Origin of the sequence: Roseibium sp. (assembly GCF_051016195.1) — a bacterium.
In the GTDB taxonomy this organism is placed as follows: domain Bacteria; phylum Pseudomonadota; class Alphaproteobacteria; order Rhizobiales; family Stappiaceae; genus Roseibium.
This window is the reverse complement of the sequence record NZ_CP134616.1, coordinates 5,983,430-6,000,631: the sequence shown is the minus strand read 5'-3', so window position 1 is coordinate 6,000,631 and position 17,202 is coordinate 5,983,430. Positions and strand designations below refer to the sequence as shown.

Sequence of the window (17,202 nt, the reverse complement as noted above, 5' to 3'; positions counted from 1 at the left end):
CGATTCTTTGCTGGAAAATCACCGCCATTCCCTCTATGACCTTGCGCCAACGAAACATCAATCCGTCCGGTCTTGAAGAGTGTTGTTGCGCACCGGTTTCAACCGTCGCGATTGCGCAGCCGCCACCGGCTTTGCGGACCAGGAGACTTTCATGTCGGGCCTCAATGGTGCGGCGCCGTTTCAAGCGCGGCGCACATTTGCAATCATTTCCCACCCGGATGCCGGCAAGACCACCTTGACCGAAAAGCTGCTTCTGTCCGGCGGCGCGATCCGGGCGGCCGGGCAGGTGAGGGCGCGTGGTGAACGCCGCCGCGCCCGCTCCGACTGGATGAAGATCGAACAGGAACGCGGCATCTCCGTCTCGTCCTCTGTCATGACTTTCGAGCGCAAGGGCATTGTCTACAATTTGCTCGATACACCGGGCCACGAGGACTTCTCCGAAGACACCTACCGCACGCTGACCGCCGTCGACGCGGCGATCATGGTGATCGACGCCGCCAAGGGCATCGAGACCCAGACCCGCAAGCTGTTCGAAGTCTGCCGCCTGCGCGATATTCCGATCATCACCTTCGTCAACAAGATCGACCGCGAAGGCCGCCACGCATTGGAGATCCTGGACGAGGTTCAGGAAGCGCTGGCGCTTGACGTCTCACCGCAGACCTGGCCGGTCGGCATGGGTTCCGATTTCTTCGGTGTCTATGACTGGCAGCAGAAAAAGTTCCACACCTCCGAGGGCGAGCGCGGCGGACCTTATGCCGAAACAAAGGACGTTTCCGGTCTCGAGGATGAGATACTGACCGGCACCGTCTTTGATCGGATCATGGAAGAACTCACCGAGAACGTGGAACTCGGTGCGGAAGGCTATGCCGAGTTCGACAAGGAGAGCTTTCTCGAAGGTCACCTGACCCCTGTCTTCTTCGGCTCTGCACTGCGCGACTACGGCATCGAGGAAGTGCTCGATTTCATCGCCGACAATGCCCCTGCACCCCATTCCCAGCCGGCCACCGGCGGACGCACGATCATGCCGGAAGAAGACAAGGTCACCGGCTTCGTGTTCAAGGTGCAGGCCAACATGGATCCGAAACACCGCGATCGTATTGCTTTCGTGCGCCTGTGTTCGGGTACGTTCAAGCGCGGCATGAAGCTGAAACACGTGCGTGCGAACAAGCAGATCGCGGTGTCCGCGCCGATCTTCTTCTTTGCCGAGGAACGCGAGATTGCCGACCTGGCCTATCCGGGCGACGTCATCGGCGTGCCGAACCATGGCCAGTTGCGTGTCGGCGACACATTGACCGAAGGCGAGAACATCCACGTGACCGGTCTTCCGGCCTTCGCGCCGGAAATCCTGCGCCGCGTGCGCCTGTCCGACACCATGCGCGTCAAGCAGATGCGCCAGGGCCTGCAGGATCTAGCCGAGGAGGGGCTTGTCCAGATCTTCAAGCCCGATCTCGGCTCCAACTGGATCGTCGGCGTGGTCGGCGCGCTTCAGCTCGATGTCGTCGTCGACCGGCTGAAGGCCGAATACGGCACCGAGATCGGTTTCGAAGCGGTGCCTTACAACACCGCCCGCTGGATCGAGACGGACAGCCAGACGCTTCAGAAGATCATCGAGGGGCACCGCATGTCGGTTGCCAATGACCGGGATGACAAGCCGGTATTCCTGTTCAAGAACGCCTGGGAAGTCGGTCATGTCACTGAGAAATTTCCCGATGTGACCTTCCGCGAAACACGCGAGATCGTCTACGAGGCGTAACTTTGCCAGCCTGCCGATGACCTCCCAACTCAGACCCCTCACGCTGCATGACCTGGACCTGATCTGCCGCCAGCGCAACGACATGTTCCGCACGATGGACATGCCGGAGGACCTGATTGCCCGAATGGCCCCTGCCTTCCGTGCATGGCTTCAGGACCGGCTTTCCGATGAGACCTACTTCGGGTTCATGGCCGAATTGGGCGGCCAGCCGGTTGGCGGCATTGGTCTGATGGAGATCGAATTTCCGCCGCATCCGGCCCATCCGGATACCAGCAGGCGCGGCCGCATTCTGAACCTGTTCGTCGAGCCAGAGGCGCGGGGGCAGGGCATTGCCAGACAGCTGGTGGAAGCATCGGAAAGCGAATTCAGGACGCGCGGTCTGACTTACGCCGTTCTTCATGCAATGGACATGTCACGCCCGCTTTACGAAAAGGACGGCTGGCGGGGCACGGCAGAAATGGAAAAGGTTCTGATCCCGGACCGGTCGCCTGCTACTGGCCATCTGGTTATTGCTCAGCCAGATGGCCACCCAAATCACTACACCAACTGGCAGAAACAATCCCGGACTTGATCCGGGATCCATGCCGTTGTGTTTCCATCTGACAGGGTGTGCGCCGCAAATGCAGGCGGTATCCGTCCTGTTGTCCTGCGCTCGCGGACGCACACAAAGATCGAATTTGATTTCGCGCGCCATTCGCAGGAAACTCCGGGAGGGTGCCGGCAAGCCTGTGCCGGACTTGCGGACACGAAAAACAAGAGCCCCTGCCAACGACGTTGACAGGACGGGCCGAGTTGCATTCGACGGGGAGCTTCCATGGCAGACTATGACAAGAATCCCTCGCCGTATCTGCAGCAGTCGGTCTCCGACAATCCCTACCGGTTGCTGGAATGGACAACATTCTTGGACGTGCTCGGCTCCGTTGAGGGCAAGCGTAACCTGGATCTTGCCTGTGGCGATGGCCGTCTGACACGTGTCCTGGCTCACGGCGGGGCGGCGGAGGTTCTCGGTCTCGATGTCTCGGAAGAAATGCTTGAACGCGCCCGTGAGCAGAACGCGGAAGGGCAGCCGGAAGCCTTTTCCGACAGGGTGACCTACGCCGGCATCAGCGCGGCGGACGAGACCTTCCAGATGACACCGCCGGCGGACACTATCACGGCGATGTATCTATTCCACTATGCGCACAGTGTTGAAGAACTTGACCGCATGGCAGACCTGATCGGACGCAACCTGGCTCCGGGAGGGCGGTTCGTCACCTACACCATCAATCCGGACTACGACTTCACCAGCGCGCCGGACGACATGGAAGCCCGCATCGGCTTCCGCTATCGGATCATCGAACCGCCGGCCCATGCCCTCGTGATCAAGGATTTCGAGGTGCCCATCTGGCAGTGGAGCCGCGACCAGCACGAGGAGGCCCTGCAACGCGCCGGGCTGATCAATATCCGGTGGCATGCGCTGAAGTTCCCGCCCGACCAGGAGCATCATCTCGTGGGCTGGGCCTGGTATCTCGACAACCCCAGCTGCATCGTGCTGTCTGCTGAAAAGGCAGCATAGGCGACGAGGCTCCCTTCGAGACAAGCGCGCTGTTCATCCGCCGCTTGATCGCTCCCGACAACGACACTCGCGACAAAAGTCAGCCGCACGATTCATCTCAATGGCTTGTTTCCCGTTTTCGTCATTGTTCAGGAAATGATTCAACTTCGGAAAGAAACACTCTAAGCTTGTCAAAAGACTCATCTAATCCGGTCCCGGGCGCTCTTCATCCAGAACTTTAACGCCGCCACTATAGTTAGCGTGTCGCCGGTGCGCGCAGCGGTTCCGGGTGCCGATGCCGCCGCAGCGTAGAGCTGAAATCTGATTTGCCGGCTTGCATTGCTTGCGGATGTAACGGCTCGAAAGCGTCGTCAAAGAAGGAATGACATGTCCGAAACGAAGACTAAACTGACCCCCAGGGCAATCGTCGCTGCATCCAGCGGCAACGTTCTGGAGTGGTATGACTTCACGGTGTACGGTTTTCTTGCCCCGACGCTGGCAACGCTGTTTTTCCCGTCCGAGGACAAACTGGCCTCTCTCCTGTCCGCATTTGCCGTTCTCGCGGTCGGTTATGCGGCTCGGCCGGTCGGCAGCGTCATATTCGGGCATATCGGCGATCGGGTCGGCCGCAAGGCGGCTCTGATGATCTCCGTGCTCTTGATGGGCGGCGGATCATTTTCGATTGCTGCGCTTCCGACATATGACCAGGTCGGCCTGACGGCTGCGTTCCTGCTCGTGGCAATCCGTGTCGTGCAGGGTATTTCCGTTGCCGGGGAATACACCGCGTCGGGCGTGCTGCTGGTGGAGCAGGCGGGCGAAGGACGCAAGGCAATGACCGGCGCCTGGGTTGCCTTCGCCATGATGTGGGGCTGTGTGCTCGGTTCGGCCGTTCCGGCCGGGCTCAGTTCAATCCTCAGCTCCGAACAGATGACGGACTGGGGCTGGCGGATACCGTTTGCACTTGGCGGCCTGGTAGCCATCTTCAGCGCGATCCTGCGTCTCAGCCTTACCGAGTCGAAGCGCGACACGGGGGCGGACGAAGTTACCTCTCCGGTCATCCAGAGCCTGCGGGATCATTCGGCCCTCATCGGACAAATGGTGCTGCTGCTGATCCCGACGGCCGTGATCTATTTCGTCATCTACGTTTATGCCGTGTCCTATCTGAGTTCCGAATCCGGCTTTTCGTCGTCGGCAGCGCTCGACATCACCACCATCAACCTCGTCGTCATGGCGCTGTTCGTTCCGGTCTGCGGGCTCGCAGCGGACCGGTTCGGGCTGCGTCCCGTGTTCATGGCAGGTGCCATAGCGACGCTGATCCTCGCCGGGCCGTGCTGGTGGCTGATGCATCGCACGGATACGGTCTCCGTTTTCGCAGGCCAGTTCGGCCTGACGCTCGCGAGCACCGCGGGATGGGCGCTGTCGGTCACCGCTCTGACGCTCACGGCACCTGCGCACCTGCGCTGCAGCGTGGTGGCGCTCGGCTACAATATCTGCATGGCCGTCTTTGGCGGGACGACGCCGATGGTTGCGACCTATCTGATCAACAGGACGGGCGATGATTATGCGCCGGTCTACTACGTGATTGCCGCGACGCTTGTTGCAATCCCGGTCATTTGGCGATTGCCGAAGCTGATCACCGGGGCAGGGCAACTCCCAACCGCCGGTGCGTCAAGGTCCGGGGCTTGAGCCTTCAAAAGAAAAAGACCGGCCTTCCGGCCGGTCTCTCTTTTTGGTTCGGGGAACTGCTTTCAGGAGGCCTTGGCGGCGGGAAGCTCGATATCGATGCCGAGCGTGGTGACGTCGCCCGACCGATCCATCTCCAGGCGCACGGAGTCCGGGTCTATTTCGACGCGTTTGGCCACCACCGCGAGGATATCCTCCCGAAGGCTCGAAATCAGCACGGCATCCGAGCCGTCGTCGGCACGCTCATGTGCCAGCAGAATTTGAAGCCGGTTCTTGGCAACCGAGGCGCTTTCGCCTCTTTTGCCAAAGAGGCTCAGAATGTTCATGCCGCCCTCCCTTTGAAGAGTTTGCCGAACAGGCTTTTCTTTTCCTCGGGAATCGTAACGGGAGTGTTTTCCCCCAGCAGCCGGCGTGTTGCCTCCATGTAGGCCTTGGCCGGCGGCGAGTTTTCGTCCGAAAGCGTCACGGGAAGTCCGACGTTCGATGCTTTCAGAACGTCCTTGCTTTCAGGGACCACGCCGATCAGCGGAACGGACAGGATGTCGACGACATCGTCGGTCGCCAGCATGTCGCCCGTCTTCGCCCGGTCGGTGTCGTAGCGCGTGATCATCAGGTGTTTCGGCATCCGTCCGCCGTCTTCCGCGATCTTGGTCTTGGCGTCGAGAAGGCCGATGATGCGGTCGCAGTCGCGCACGGAAGACACTTCCGGATTTGAAACGATGATGGCTTCGTCCGCATGGCGCATGGCAAGTGTCGCGCCGCGCTCGATCCCGGCTGGACTGTCGCAGATCACGTAGTCGAAATAGCCGCGCAATTCGTTGATGACGGTCTCGACGCCTTCTTCGGTGAGGGCGTCCTTGTCGCGCGTCTGCGAAGCCGGGAGCAGGTAGAGATTGTTGAGCTTCTTGTCGCGAACCAGGGCCTGCTTGATGGAAGCCTCGCCGCGGACCACATTCACCAGGTCGAACACCACCCTGCGTTCCGCACCCATGATCAGGTCGAGATTGCGGAGACCGACGTCGAAATCGATCGCGCAGACCTGATAGCCTTCCTTGGCAAGCGCCGAGGCAATCGCGGCGGTTGTTGTCGTCTTGCCGACACCGCCCTTGCCCGACGTGACCACAACGACAGTTGCGTTGCTCATGGTGTCCGTCCTGTGTGCTCCGGACCGGCTGACCTCCAGCCGGTCCCTGTTAGTTCAGTCCTTCAAAGACCAGCGTTTCGTTTTCAAAGCGGATTTGCGCAGGCGAATTGCGCAAGGTTCCGTCGAAATCGTCTGCGACCTTGTAAAGTCCGTTGATGGAGACAAGCTCGGCATCGAGCTTGGTGCAGAAAATCCTGGCACTGTCCTTGCCGGAGACGCCTGCAAGTGCACGGCCGCGCAAGGCGCCGTAGATGTGGATCGAACCGCCGGCAATGATTTCGGCCCCGGAGCTCACGGAACCGATCACGGTGACATCACCCTCGGGGTGAAGAATGCTCTGGCCGGAGCGAACGTGGTCGGAAATGACGATCGACGAATCTCCCTGCTTCGCGCTTTCGCGCTCAAGCTCTTCCAGAGAATTGGCGAAAGAATGGCCATTGGTTTCGGACGCGTTTTCCGCTTCGCCGGATGGCTCGTCCTTCGCGTTGCTTTGAGGCTTTTTGTTGCCGGCCGCCTCGTCAGGTTGGCTGGTATGCGCATCCGGTTCCGGCACGTCCACCTCTGCGGTCAGCCGTCCGCCGCCAAAGCTTGGCGGCATGCCTTCCTTCAGCCGTGTACCGGAAATCCCGTCAATGCCCATGACGCGGATTGAGCGCTCTCCCAAACCGTCAAGAACCCGTTCCAGGTCATCGATCGGAATATTGCTTCCGCGCACGTCGAGAATGATCGGGCGATCGATAAAGAACCCGGGCGAGCGTTCGATAATCCGGTCGAGCTCCTTGAACCAGTCGTCGAAGGGCTGCTCCGGCGCTAGTACGATGGCAATAAAGGATTTTCCCTTGAACTTCATTGAAGAGGTCCGGCGGCATTGTCTGGTCAGGTGATTTGGTCGAATAAACCTAGCATTAACCGGACCTTGCATGCCGGGAGCGGCCCGTTTTCCACCGATATCGTTTTTTTCAAACAATTTCAGTCAATTGACGGTTCAACCAATCCGGATCGCGGATCGGTGCCGGCAGGGGTCGCCATAACTACCGAGCTTCACAGGCAGAATCAGCGCCGGAGTCCGGCGTAAATTTCCTTAGCCTGAACATCACTTAACGAAATTCTCGTAAAGTGCTGGATTTTCGCCATATTGCAGCGCACTATAAGGAGTAAGTATTTTTCCGGCGTGCGGCGCTTGGGGTAAAAAATGAGTAATTTCAGTGATATAATTCGATATATTGGATTGTCTGCCGATGAGGCTGCTGCTGCTCTTGACGTGTCGAGGGATGAGATTGTTCGCTGGTGCGAAACAAGCGATGCACCGCCTCTGCATATTTGGCAGGGATTGCTGCGCATGTTCGACGAGATCCGGGTTGCCGCCGAAGAAGCTGCAAAATCGGCTGATCTTGATCACCTGGAAGCCGATGATCTCAACAGCATCAGCCTGACCGTCCCCGGACAGGCAGCCGCCGAATTCGACGGCCCGAAACGTGCCGCGACCGCTCTCGCCGTGGCAACCCTGGCGCGGGTGTTTGTTTGAGCCGGTGACGTGGGCGCGGTGCGGATCGCTGTTTCCGGTGAAAATTTCCGAACGGTCCGCACTCGAACTTTTGCAGATGCCCATTTTCTGGTATTGATGACTTTCTGAGCGTTTTTCCCGAAGCACCCCGCGGCCTGAAGCGAGCGTCGCGCTGGTGAGATCCCGGTCTCCGGGTTTGCGCAACAAGCAACACGATCAGCACGATCCAGCAGGGCTCTGGCAATGACAGCTACGCTCAAGGGACTTTTTGCCGCGCTCGGGGCATTCGCCCTGTTCTCGACGCACGATGCGGTGATCAAGTCGCTCGGTGCGACTTACGAAGTCTTTCAGATCATTTTCTTCTCGATGCTGTTCGCCTTCGTGCCCATGTCGATCATCATGCTGGCCGACAAGGCCATCGACAATTTCCGCCCGCATTACCCGGTGCTGGTTCTGTGCCGCGCCGGTCTCTCGATTGTTGCCATGTCCTGCGCGTTTTACGCCTTCACGGTGTTGCCTCTCGCCGAGGTCTATGCCCTGCTCTTCGCAACGCCTCTCCTTGTCACAGCTCTGTCGGTTCCACTCCTCGGCGAAACGGTCCGCATGCAGCGCTGGGGCGCCGTCGTCGTCGGCCTCATAGGCGTGCTGATCGTCTTGCGGCCGGGGCTCACCGAGCTGACCGCCGGCCATTTCGCGGGCCTCATCGCTGCAGCGGCAAGCGCCATGTCCTCCATTCTCGCCCGCAAACTCGGCGGCAAGGAGCGCCCGGCGGTCCTGATCCTGTTCCCGATGCTTCTGTCGATGCTGGTGATGTCGATGACATTGCCGGTCGTCTATGTGCCGGTGACGCTGCCTGACCTTGGTCTGATGGCGGTCGTCGGGTTTCTGTCCGTGCTTGCGCAGCTCTGTATCCTGGGCGCTTACCGCGCAGCGCCCGCCGCTTTCGTCGCGCCGCTGCAATACAGCCAGATCCTGTGGGCGACCCTGTTCGGTGCGCTGTTCTTTGCAGAGACGCCGGACCGTTACGTTGCCATCGGCTCGTCGGTGATCATCCTGTCCGGCATGTTCGTCGTCTGGCGCGAAAGCCGCGAAAACGTCTCGGAAAAGACACCGGTTCTCCGCACCGCCAACCCACGCGTCGACACCGGCCCGCAGCCGAAGTAGGAGCGCTAAGTTGGTTGCGCTTGTCAGCCTGGACACTTCGGGTGCCGCCCTCGCTTTTCCCTCGGGTGTCATCCCCGACTTTATTTGGGATCCATGCCGATCCACGGCCCGGTGATTGTGCAGAAACAATGGCATGGATTGCAGGGTCGAGCCCTGCAATGACCGGGGAGTGCGAGCGCTAGGCTGTTAACCCGCCTCACGCGGTCATGCCATGACCTGATCATGGCATCCATGCCGATACGCTGGCCCGGTCATTGAGGAGAGCAATAGTCTGGGTGTCCTGGTCAAGCCCACAGCTTTCCGGTTTAACTTGAAGAGGGTCTGGCGAGGCCGTCACCGCTTGGTGATCCTGTCACTCCGGCTGAAGCCTAGCGAAAGGCCGGAACCTAGTAACCGAGTGGGTCCTCCGTCTGTTTTTCAGCGGCTCGCCACAAGGGTTACTGGTTCCCGGTCTTGCCGCGTTGGCGGCAAACCGGGATGACAAATCCGGTAAGAAAACTGGGTTCCAGCACGGCATTGGGCTGAATCTCATTAAGTTTCCAACGGCATACGTCAAACTGCGTTTTCCGAACCGGACAGTTGTGGGTTAAACCGTGGCATGACCTGGAAAAGGGAAGCTTGCCAGCGGGAGGCCGCCAACCGTGATCCCGGCCAAGCGCAGCGCGAGCCGGGACCGGGGAGGCACAGACCCGGCGATCAGCACGCTGACTTTTGGCTAGAAAACCTCAGTCCAGCCGCTTCTTGAAGCGCAGGGCGGCGATGATCATGCCGAGGACGAAGAAACCACACATCCAGATCACGTCGCGGTGCAGGTCGATCAGGTCGGCGTCTCTCAGGACGAAGCCGCGGATCATGCGCATGAAATGGGTCGCGGGGAAGGCTTCGGCGATGTATTGGGCGATCAGCGGCATACCCTCGTAGGGGAACATGAAACCGGAGAGCAGGATCGACGGCAGCAGCACGAAGACCGTCATCTGCGTTGCCTGAAGCTGGCTTTGTGCAATGGTTGACAGGACCAGTCCAAGCGACAGGCTCGCGCCGATGAACAAGAGCGTGCCTATGAAGAGATCAAAGGTGCGGTCACCGAACGGCACGTTGAAGAGCACATGTCCAAGCCCGAGAATGATCACCGTCTGCAGAAGGCCGATGAAGATGTAGGGGATGATCTTGCCGATCATCAGTTCGAGAGGGCGCACCGGCGTATTGATCAGCATTTCCATGTTGCCGCGTTCACGTTCCCGCACGATTGCAGCGGACGTGAACATGATCATTGTCATCGTGAGAATGATCCCGACCAGACCGGGAACGATGTTGATGGCCGTTCTCTGTTCCGGGTTGAAGAAGAGGGCGACTTCAAAGGTCGGCGTCGAGCGGTTGGGCGCTTGCCGGTTAAGTTCGGAAAGTGGCATCGATCGCAGCGCCTTGATGGCCCCGGCGATCATCGTGTCAGAGCCGTCGACGATCCATTGTGCGACCGGACGGCTTGTTTCTTCATCCGTTGACGGCGGCGTGCCGAGCCCGACGGCAGGAGAGCGCGCGATGCGCTGGGGGAGATCCTCCGGCAGGATGAAAGCGGCGCGCACCCGCGCGGCCTTGATCGCGGCTTCCGCCTCTTCCGGCGTGCTGAAGCGCTCGGTCACCTTGACCACCCGTGTCGCCTCAACCATCTGGATCAGGATGCGGCTGAGCCCGGTCTGGCTCTGGTCGACGACGGCAACCGGAATGTCGCGGATATTCGTGTTGATGGCATAGCCGAACAGGATCAGCTGGATCAGCGGGATCATGATCACCATGCCGAAGGTCATGCGGTCCCGCCTGAGCTGGGCCAGCTCCTTGAAGAAGATTGCAGAGATGCGCGACAGCGGTCTCATTGGCGGCCCTCTCCGGTTGCGGTCACGAAGACGTCCTCCAGATTGGGCCGGACACGCTCAATTAGCGTCGCCCCGTCCGTTTCCGGCTTGTCCTTCAGGAATGTCTCCGGGTCGGGAACATCGTCCTTGACCAGGACACGCAGACGCGCACCAAGCTGGGCTGCGGCCATGATGCCCTCCGATCCGAGCAGGTGCCGACGGATATCGCGCAGGTTCGGTCCTTCGATCTCCACCACATTCGCGCCCATGGCGGCCATCAGCTCCTTTGGTGCGCCATCAGCCCGCTTCTGTCCGGCCTCCAGAATGGCGATCTTGTGGCAGCGTTCGGCTTCGTCCATGAAGTGGGTCGTCACGATGATCGACGTGCCGCCTTCCACGAGATCGAACAGCTGTTCCCAGAAGTGCCGGCGGGATTCCGGATCGACCGCCGAGGTCGGCTCGTCCAGAAACAGGAGTTGCGGTTCGTGCAGGACGGCCGTTGCCAACGCCAGGCGCTGACGCTGGCCACCGGACATCTTTCCGGCAAACCGTCCCTTGAGATCGGTGAGATCATAACGCTCCATGACTTCGCCGATCCGCTGCTTTCGCTGTTGCCCCGCAAGGCCGTAGATCGTCGCCATGAAGTTGAGATTTTCCTGCACGGTGAGATCGCCGTAGAGCGAGAAGGTCTGCGTCATGTAGCCGATCTTGTATTTCAGCGTTTCGGCATCCTTGGGCACCGACAGCCCCAGGACTTCAACGGTGCCTTCCGTTGGCGTCAGCAGTCCGGTCAGCATGCGCATCGCCGTCGTCTTGCCGCAGCCGTTCGGGCCCAGAAAGCCGTAGATCATGCCGCGTTCGATGACCAGATCGAGCCCGTCGACGGCTCGGAAATCCTTGAATTTCTTGACGAGCCCGGTCGCCCTGACAACGATGTCGCGGTCCGGGTCGCTCACGGCAGGACAACCTGCGCCGGCACGCCGTTGGGAAGATCGGACGCACTGTCCGGCAACTGGATTTCGGCGACATACATCAGCCGGGCGCGCTCCGACTGGTTGAGCGCATAGTAAGGTGTGAAGGACGGGTCCGAGCTGATCCAGCGCACTTCGCCTTCAATGGAAGTGTCGAGGCCGTCAATGTGCACCTCGAGACTGTCGCCTTCCTTCACTTTCACGCGGTAGGGTTCAGGCACATAGACACGGGCATAAGGTGCTGACCCCGCCAGCATGACCGCGACCGGGCTTCCGATTGTCACGCGCTCACCGAGGTTCCAGGGCAGGCTGTCCAGCACGCCATTGCGGGAAGCGGTGATCGTCAGGTCCGAGAGGATCGTTTCCTGGGTTTCCAGATTGGCCTCGGCAGCCGCAAGCTCGGCGCGTGCAATCTGGATGTCTTCCTCCCGTGAGCCGATTTCAAGCTCCTTCAGGTTCTCTCTTGCTCCGTCGAGGCTGGCGGCCGCCGCGTCCCGGCTGGCGCGGGCGCCGTCCAGCTGAGCCTGGCTGGTGGTGCCCCGCGTCGTGAGGTCGTCATAGCGTTCGAACGAGGCTTCCGCGTTGAGAAGGTTGGCTCTCGCGCTGGCGACACTGGCACGGGCTTGGGCAATTTCCTCCGGCCGCGATCCGTTGATGAGCTTGTCGAGATTTGCCTTGCTCTTCTGCATCTCGGCCCGCGCCTGATTGACGACAGCCTGCTGCTGGGTCGGGTCCAGCTGCGCAAGGATGGTGCCGGCCTCGACAAACGTTCCCTGTGCGACGGGGAGATCAACCAGGATCTCGTTGGCGGTGGCTGTCAGGGCGACCCGGTCCCTCTCGATCGTTCCGAGTGCAACACTGCTGTCTTCGCCGAAGCAGCCGGTCAGCAGAAAACCGGCGCCGAAGAGGGGGGCAGCGCGAAAGAGCAACGAAAACATGAGGTCCTCCAGTCAATCAGCAGCGTGTCGCGAGTCGTCTCATTGCATGAGTCCGTACCCTAGCGTTGCTTCCGCCTGGAAACCAAGTGATGAAAATGGCGATGATCCGGCCGGGACCGTAAGGGCACAAAACCGGGCAAAGAAAAAGCCGGGTGCGCACCCGGCTTGTTGCTGTCGCGAAGCCTCGATCAGCTGGCGCGCCTGAAGATGTTGTACCACCGTCTTTGCGGAACCTTGATAGCCCGTTCCAGGATCTCGGCGGCGTAGAGAGCCGCGTTTTCCCTTGCCTTGGCAACTCCAGAGACAACTTTCGGGTCGAGACCGGCAAGTCCGCCGCCGAACTCGAAAAGATCCCGGAACGCGGCCCGTTCGACAATCGGTGTCATCAGCACGTCGATGTTCTGGGCTGCCAGAAAGTCCTGCACCGCCTTCATGGCGCGGGTCGTCACGGCAGCGTTGGTGCGGGTCAGCACGACACAGTGGTTGATGTCCTGCCGGACGATCTTTTCCAGTTTCCGGATCAGGGTCAGGATCTTGGCGCCGCCGCGCGCATCCATCGATGATCCCTGGATCGGAACGACGACAAGGTCGGAGACGGAGAGAGCGTTGGCCACGATCAGGTTTTCCGTGCCTTCCAGATCGACGATGACGTAATCGGACGTCTCGCTTGCTTGAGTGATCTGTTCGGTGATCGAGGCCGGGGACATTTCACTGACGACCGAGATGCCGGGGCAGTGCTCGGGCAGGTCGTGCCACTTGGAGATCCATTTCTGCGGGTCGGCGTCAAAGATGGTCACGCGTTTGCCCCGCGCCGCGACTTCTGTCGCAAGCAGCAAGGCGGCCGTGGTTTTTCCGGCGCCGCCTTTTGCATTTGCAAAGGAAATGACTGGCATCTGGGTTCTCCTGAACTAGCCTTGCATTGTCTTGCGGTTGGGTCTCTTGCGGACCTTCGTCTCGTGCAGTCTTGGTTTTTATGGTTACCAATTCCTTAAATTCGCAATTTGCGAGCAAGTTATTCAAAACACGCTCTAAGATGTGGATAACCTTAAGGAATTCCTCAGTATTAATTGCAGTGACAGATCGTGAATGCCGGTCTTTTGATGTGAAGGTCCCGCGATCCGCTTTCGCTCGGGGCCTCGTACCGGAAATCCGGCCTGCCTGATCTTCAAATTCTTCGGCGGGGATGAACGCCCGCTTTTCCCGCCTCCGCAATTGCGCTGATCCGGGGCGGCGCGTAGTCTGACCCGCAAATCGCACGAACGCGCTGCCCGAATGAAGGACCCAGAATGCTGCACCGGTTGAAGTCAGTCGTCCCGGCCCGAGTGGCCCGGGCCATTGTTCTGGGAACCCTCGTTGCATGGGCGGGAGCCGCGCAGGCAGATACTCTGAAGCCCTACAAGGATCGTCTCTTCAAATACAAGAAGATCACCGAGACCCTTTACGATGGTGACTTCATTGTCGTCGAATACTCCAAGCAGCGCGATTTGCGCGATCGCGACGAAGTCGACGAACGCAAGGTCTTCGGCAATTACGTTTCGTACAAGCCCAAGCGCGGCAGGGGCAGTGCGGAGCTCCAGGCCAATGGCCGGACCGTCACCTACATGGGAACCGGCAAATGGAAAGGCGGTGCCCGGATGGTCGTGATCTATATTCACGGCCAGGGCGGAAACCGGTTCCAGGGCATGAACGATGTGTCCTTCGGCGGCAACTTCAATCGCATCCAGAACCTGATGGTGCGCAACGGGGGCGCTTATCTGACGGTCGACATCAAGAACTTCGACAAGCGCGGCACGGCGGATGTCGCGGCGCTCATCCAGTATCAGAAACAGATCTCGCCCGGCGCGAAGGTGGTTGTCGCCTGCGGCTCGATGGGAGGCATCATCTGCTGGAATCTCCTGCGCAATGGCAACTACTCGAAGCTGCTGAGCGGCATCATGCTGCTTGGCTCGCCCAAGGACCCGAACATTTTCGGCTCGGGCGCGCTGTCGCGAAACGTCCCCGTCTATATGGGCCAGGGCACGTTGGACCGGGTCTACAACTGGGAAACCCAGGCGAATTTCTTCAAGCAGATCAAATCGCGCGCGCCGAACTATCCCATCAAGTTCACGCTGTTCGACACCGGAACGCATGGAACGCCCATCCGCATGACCGACTGGCGGCTCGTGCTCAACTGGATGCTGCGGTGACGGCGGTAGGGGTTTGAAGGGACGTCTTGCAGCCAGCGGACAAAACGATGAGCGAAGCCGGATACGAACTTAATGACCCACGCCCGATCAAGCGTGAAGCGCCCTATACGTTTTACCTTCCCGCAGACGAGCAGCTTGCCGAAGTTGCTCCCGGCGTCCTGGTGCAGCTCATCTTCAGGGCTGTTCCCCAGACCGAGACCTATGACGCGGAGCGCATGTGGGTGGAAGTCAAACACCGGGACGGCGACGCCCTGTCTGGAGTTCTCGACAATGAGCCGGTCGACATACCGGGCCTCGCGCACGGGGACACTGTCGCGTTCCGCCTTCATCACATCATAGACATCGATTGGGAAGATCCTGCGACAAAGGAACGCTTCAGCACGGACTTCAACAAATGGTTTGCACGCTGTTTCGCGGACAAGGCGGTTTTGGAAGGCCGCGCGCGCGCCGGTTTTGTCTACCGCGAGCGGCCGGAGCACAATGACGGCGATCGTTATCCTGATACCGGCTGGCGCATCCGGGCGGATGTCGACGAACTCAGTGATGAAGAATACAATGCAAACCCAAGTCCGTCATACGTCGCCATAGGTGCGGTTCTGAACAAGGATGACAGTTTCGTCGACCTTTTGTCAGCGCCGGCGGGCAGTGCGTTTCTGCGCGGTGAGGGCGACGACTATGAACCGACTGATCTTGAGCTGGACGAAAACGAAGGCTGAACAGGACACAGCTGTGACGGTGGGCAGCTGATGGCGGGCGTTCTGAAAACAGGCGAGGCTGGTTCGTGCTGCTGTGTGGATTGTGACCAATGTGGGGAGGAAGAATGATGCGATCACTTCTGGTAGCCGGGACGGTCTTCGTATCGAGCGCATTGACATTCGCCGGACCGGTTCCGGCTCAGGAAGATGCGGGGGTCATCCTTGAGGCCGTCAAAAGTGATCCCGGGACCGTCACGATCACGGGAAAGATCCTGACGAACACGTCCCCGCACTGTGCGGACTATGCCAGTGCCTATTCGTCTGAAATTACCGATGTTCAGCAAAAAAGATCGCTCGCCGGAGCGGTGATCGTAACGGCTCAGAACGATACCTGCACGATCCAGTCGAACGGCATCCCCAACCATGATGTCGGCGGCGATGCAAGGCGCGACTTTGCATCCGAGGTTGCCGCGATCGGACACACGTTCTTCATTGCCCGCAAGCCGGAATTCACCGGGAAGATTTCCGAACTCGGACACACGACGTTCGACGCGGTGCTCCTGAACGGGGCCGTGGTCGACATCCAGTCGGCTGGCTGCTATCGGCCATCGAGCCCCCAGGCAGATGCCGGCGGCAATGTCCTGGCGGGGTGCCGGGCTGACGATCCCTGGTTGCTCGACCCGATGTCGCCCCTGGCGACCTTTGCCGAGGACAACCACCATGCGCACACCCAGCCGGACGGCCGCTATCACTACCACGGCAATCCGAACGCGCTCTTCGACGACAACCCCGGTCCCGACGGCTCGCCTCTCATCGGCTTCGCGGCGGACGGGTTTCCGGTTTACGGCTCATACTTCAAGGATGAAAGCGGGACCGTCAGAAAGGCCGTTCCCGGATACACGTTGAAAGCCGGAAACCGTCCGTCGGGCAACGGAAATCCGGGAGGCGCATATAATGGGCTGTATCGCTCGGACTATGAATTCACGGGTGCCGGAGATCTCGATGAATGCAATGGCATGACGGTCAACGGCCAGTACGCCTATTACGTGACCGACGCCTATCCCTGGATCGTTGCCTGTTTGCGCGGCACGCCGGACGCCTCGTTTGACAAGCCGCGGTAAGGCCCGTCAAAACGTGTTCTTATTTCCCGGACCTGGCTAAATGGAGTGCGAGATCGGACAGGATCGCCTTGGATTGTGCACATTCTGCAGTCCCTGGCCGGCAGACAAAATGCAGATCGTGTGTGTTCAGCGTGCAAGTAACGACAACAAGCGTGAGGTCTCGATACGGCCCGCCGCCTGATCTGATCAGACAATCCAGTTCATTGCTGAAAAGCATATCGATATCTGAAGTTTCAACACATTCGCGCACATGGCGGTGCAGGTCCTCATTGTGATGTGGCCAGTTCGCCGGGAGAAGACTTCGCACGGACATGCAAAGGCCAACCCGGAATTTCCGGCTGTTGATTTCAGGCGCTATCTGCTCGGTTGCGAGGGTCAGGTCTTCAAAAATCTGCGTGATCGCAGGCAAATAGATTTCACCTTCACTTGTCAGCAAAAGTCCGTTCGGCAGACGGCGGAACAGCATCACGCAAAGTGAATGTTCGAGCTTCTTCACCTGCTGGCTCACGGCACCGGCAGTGACGCCCAGTTCGTCTGCGGCGGTCTTGAAACTGAGATGCCTGGCAGCCGCTTCGAAGGCGCGCAACGTATTCAGAGATGGTAGCCTGTAAGTCATGCGTTTTCTCCGGCGTCGTTTATCATAGAGCACCCTGCATCAA

17 protein-coding genes are annotated in these 17,202 nt (G+C 59.7%); 8 read left to right on the top strand and 9 right to left on the bottom strand.

Translation table 11 applies throughout. From position 1 onward, the window contains the following. The first annotated feature begins 151 nt into the window (after positions 1-151). From RDA78_RS27260 to RDA78_RS27245, 4 genes are all read left to right on the top strand, one after another. A complete protein-coding gene (locus RDA78_RS27260; RefSeq protein ID WP_434052886.1) occupies positions 152-1,753 on the top strand; it encodes a peptide chain release factor 3 in 1,602 nt (533 codons plus the stop codon). Between the two features lie 16 nt (positions 1,754-1,769). Then, entirely contained in the window at positions 1,770-2,324 is a 555-nt protein-coding gene (locus tag RDA78_RS27255; protein ID WP_434052885.1) for a GNAT family N-acetyltransferase, read from the top strand. Positions 2,325-2,567: 243 nt separating this feature from the next. Continuing rightward, positions 2,568-3,308, top strand: a complete 741-nt coding sequence (locus tag RDA78_RS27250; protein ID WP_434052884.1) for a class I SAM-dependent methyltransferase — start codon at positions 2,568-2,570, stop codon at positions 3,306-3,308. Positions 3,309-3,674: 366 nt separating this feature from the next. Then, positions 3,675-4,973: an MFS transporter gene (locus tag RDA78_RS27245; RefSeq protein ID WP_434052883.1), complete on the top strand. Its 1,299-nt coding sequence runs from the start codon at positions 3,675-3,677 to the stop codon at positions 4,971-4,973. 62 nt (positions 4,974-5,035) lie between these two features. Here the strand turns inward: RDA78_RS27245 and minE are convergent, their stop codons facing one another. The 4 genes from minE to RDA78_RS27225 form a co-directional block, all read right to left on the bottom strand. Beyond that, positions 5,036-5,296, bottom strand: coding sequence for a cell division topological specificity factor MinE (minE, locus tag RDA78_RS27240; protein ID WP_305986260.1), 261 nt, complete (start codon positions 5,294-5,296; stop codon positions 5,036-5,038). Next, a complete protein-coding gene (gene minD / locus RDA78_RS27235; RefSeq protein ID WP_434052882.1) occupies positions 5,293-6,114 on the bottom strand; it encodes a septum site-determining protein MinD in 822 nt (273 codons plus the stop codon). The genes minE and minD overlap by 4 nt, the downstream gene beginning before the upstream one ends. Positions 6,115-6,163: 49 nt before the next feature. Beyond that, positions 6,164-6,964, bottom strand: a complete 801-nt coding sequence (minC, locus tag RDA78_RS27230; protein ID WP_434052881.1) for a septum site-determining protein MinC — start codon at positions 6,962-6,964, stop codon at positions 6,164-6,166. Between the two features lie 243 nt (positions 6,965-7,207). Further along, positions 7,208-7,825, bottom strand: a complete 618-nt coding sequence (locus RDA78_RS27225) for a hypothetical protein (protein WP_434052880.1) — start codon at positions 7,823-7,825, stop codon at positions 7,208-7,210. A gap of 36 nt (positions 7,826-7,861) precedes the next feature. Here RDA78_RS27225 and RDA78_RS27220 point away from each other — a divergent pair, with 36 nt between their 5' ends. Beyond that, positions 7,862-8,782, top strand: coding sequence for a DMT family transporter (locus RDA78_RS27220; RefSeq protein ID WP_434052879.1), 921 nt, complete (start codon positions 7,862-7,864; stop codon positions 8,780-8,782). Positions 8,783-9,507: 725 nt separating this feature from the next. Here RDA78_RS27220 and RDA78_RS27215 read toward each other — a convergent pair. From RDA78_RS27215 to RDA78_RS27200, 4 genes are all read right to left on the bottom strand, one after another. Continuing rightward, complete coding sequence (locus tag RDA78_RS27215) at positions 9,508-10,653, bottom strand: ABC transporter permease (protein WP_434052878.1); 1,146 nt, start codon at positions 10,651-10,653, stop codon at positions 9,508-9,510. Further along, positions 10,650-11,588 carry an ABC transporter ATP-binding protein gene (locus RDA78_RS27210; protein WP_434052877.1) on the bottom strand — a complete coding sequence of 313 codons (939 nt, stop codon included), beginning with the start codon at positions 11,586-11,588 and terminating at the stop codon, positions 10,650-10,652. Before RDA78_RS27210 ends, RDA78_RS27215 begins: the two co-directional genes overlap by 4 nt. Continuing rightward, positions 11,585-12,541, bottom strand: a complete 957-nt coding sequence (locus RDA78_RS27205; RefSeq protein WP_434052876.1) for an HlyD family secretion protein — start codon at positions 12,539-12,541, stop codon at positions 11,585-11,587. Before RDA78_RS27205 ends, RDA78_RS27210 begins: the two co-directional genes overlap by 4 nt. Before the next feature lie 188 nt (positions 12,542-12,729). Continuing rightward, the gene (locus RDA78_RS27200) at positions 12,730-13,434 is read right to left on the bottom strand and encodes an AAA family ATPase (protein WP_434052875.1); all 705 of its coding nucleotides are present in this window, start codon (positions 13,432-13,434) and stop codon (positions 12,730-12,732) included. A gap of 393 nt (positions 13,435-13,827) precedes the next feature. Between RDA78_RS27200 and RDA78_RS27195 the strand changes: the two genes are divergently transcribed. The 3 genes from RDA78_RS27195 to RDA78_RS27185 all read left to right on the top strand — a co-directional run bounded on the left by RDA78_RS27195 (position 13,828) and on the right by RDA78_RS27185 (position 16,543). After that, positions 13,828-14,727 carry an alpha/beta hydrolase gene (locus RDA78_RS27195; protein WP_434052874.1) on the top strand — a complete coding sequence of 300 codons (900 nt, stop codon included), beginning with the start codon at positions 13,828-13,830 and terminating at the stop codon, positions 14,725-14,727. 47 nt (positions 14,728-14,774) lie between these two features. After that, positions 14,775-15,443: an immunity protein Imm33 domain-containing protein gene (locus RDA78_RS27190; RefSeq protein WP_434052873.1), complete on the top strand. Its 669-nt coding sequence runs from the start codon at positions 14,775-14,777 to the stop codon at positions 15,441-15,443. 104 nt (positions 15,444-15,547) lie between these two features. Next, the gene (locus RDA78_RS27185) at positions 15,548-16,543 is read left to right on the top strand and encodes a YHYH protein (RefSeq protein WP_434052872.1); all 996 of its coding nucleotides are present in this window, start codon (positions 15,548-15,550) and stop codon (positions 16,541-16,543) included. A gap of 19 nt (positions 16,544-16,562) precedes the next feature. On the opposite strand, the gene RDA78_RS27180 is transcribed toward RDA78_RS27185, so the two are convergent. Further along, the gene (locus tag RDA78_RS27180; protein WP_434052871.1) at positions 16,563-17,159 is read right to left on the bottom strand and encodes a LysR family transcriptional regulator; all 597 of its coding nucleotides are present in this window, start codon (positions 17,157-17,159) and stop codon (positions 16,563-16,565) included. Positions 17,160-17,202: the final 43 nt, after the last annotated feature.

Coding starts and splice junctions, on each gene's coding strand:
- RDA78_RS27250 (WP_434052884.1), top strand. CDS start 2,568: ATGGCAGACTATGACAAGAATCCCTCGCCGTATCTGCAGCAGTCGGTC.
- RDA78_RS27245 (WP_434052883.1), top strand. CDS start 3,675: ATGTCCGAAACGAAGACTAAACTGACCCCCAGGGCAATCGTCGCTGCA.
- RDA78_RS27180 (WP_434052871.1), bottom strand. CDS start 17,159: ATGACTTACAGGCTACCATCTCTGAATACGTTGCGCGCCTTCGAAGCG.
- minD (WP_434052882.1), bottom strand. CDS start 6,114: ATGAGCAACGCAACTGTCGTTGTGGTCACGTCGGGCAAGGGCGGTGTC.
- RDA78_RS27260 (WP_434052886.1), top strand. CDS start 152: ATGTCGGGCCTCAATGGTGCGGCGCCGTTTCAAGCGCGGCGCACATTT.
- RDA78_RS27190 (WP_434052873.1), top strand. CDS start 14,775: ATGAGCGAAGCCGGATACGAACTTAATGACCCACGCCCGATCAAGCGT.
- minC (WP_434052881.1), bottom strand. CDS start 6,964: ATGAAGTTCAAGGGAAAATCCTTTATTGCCATCGTACTAGCGCCGGAG.
- RDA78_RS27185 (WP_434052872.1), top strand. CDS start 15,548: ATGATGCGATCACTTCTGGTAGCCGGGACGGTCTTCGTATCGAGCGCA.
- RDA78_RS27200 (WP_434052875.1), bottom strand. CDS start 13,434: ATGCCAGTCATTTCCTTTGCAAATGCAAAAGGCGGCGCCGGAAAAACC.
- minE (WP_305986260.1), bottom strand. CDS start 5,296: ATGAACATTCTGAGCCTCTTTGGCAAAAGAGGCGAAAGCGCCTCGGTT.
- RDA78_RS27215 (WP_434052878.1), bottom strand. CDS start 10,653: ATGAGACCGCTGTCGCGCATCTCTGCAATCTTCTTCAAGGAGCTGGCC.
- RDA78_RS27195 (WP_434052874.1), top strand. CDS start 13,828: ATGCTGCACCGGTTGAAGTCAGTCGTCCCGGCCCGAGTGGCCCGGGCC.
- RDA78_RS27255 (WP_434052885.1), top strand. CDS start 1,770: ATGACCTCCCAACTCAGACCCCTCACGCTGCATGACCTGGACCTGATC.
- RDA78_RS27220 (WP_434052879.1), top strand. CDS start 7,862: ATGACAGCTACGCTCAAGGGACTTTTTGCCGCGCTCGGGGCATTCGCC.
- RDA78_RS27205 (WP_434052876.1), bottom strand. CDS start 12,541: ATGTTTTCGTTGCTCTTTCGCGCTGCCCCCCTCTTCGGCGCCGGTTTT.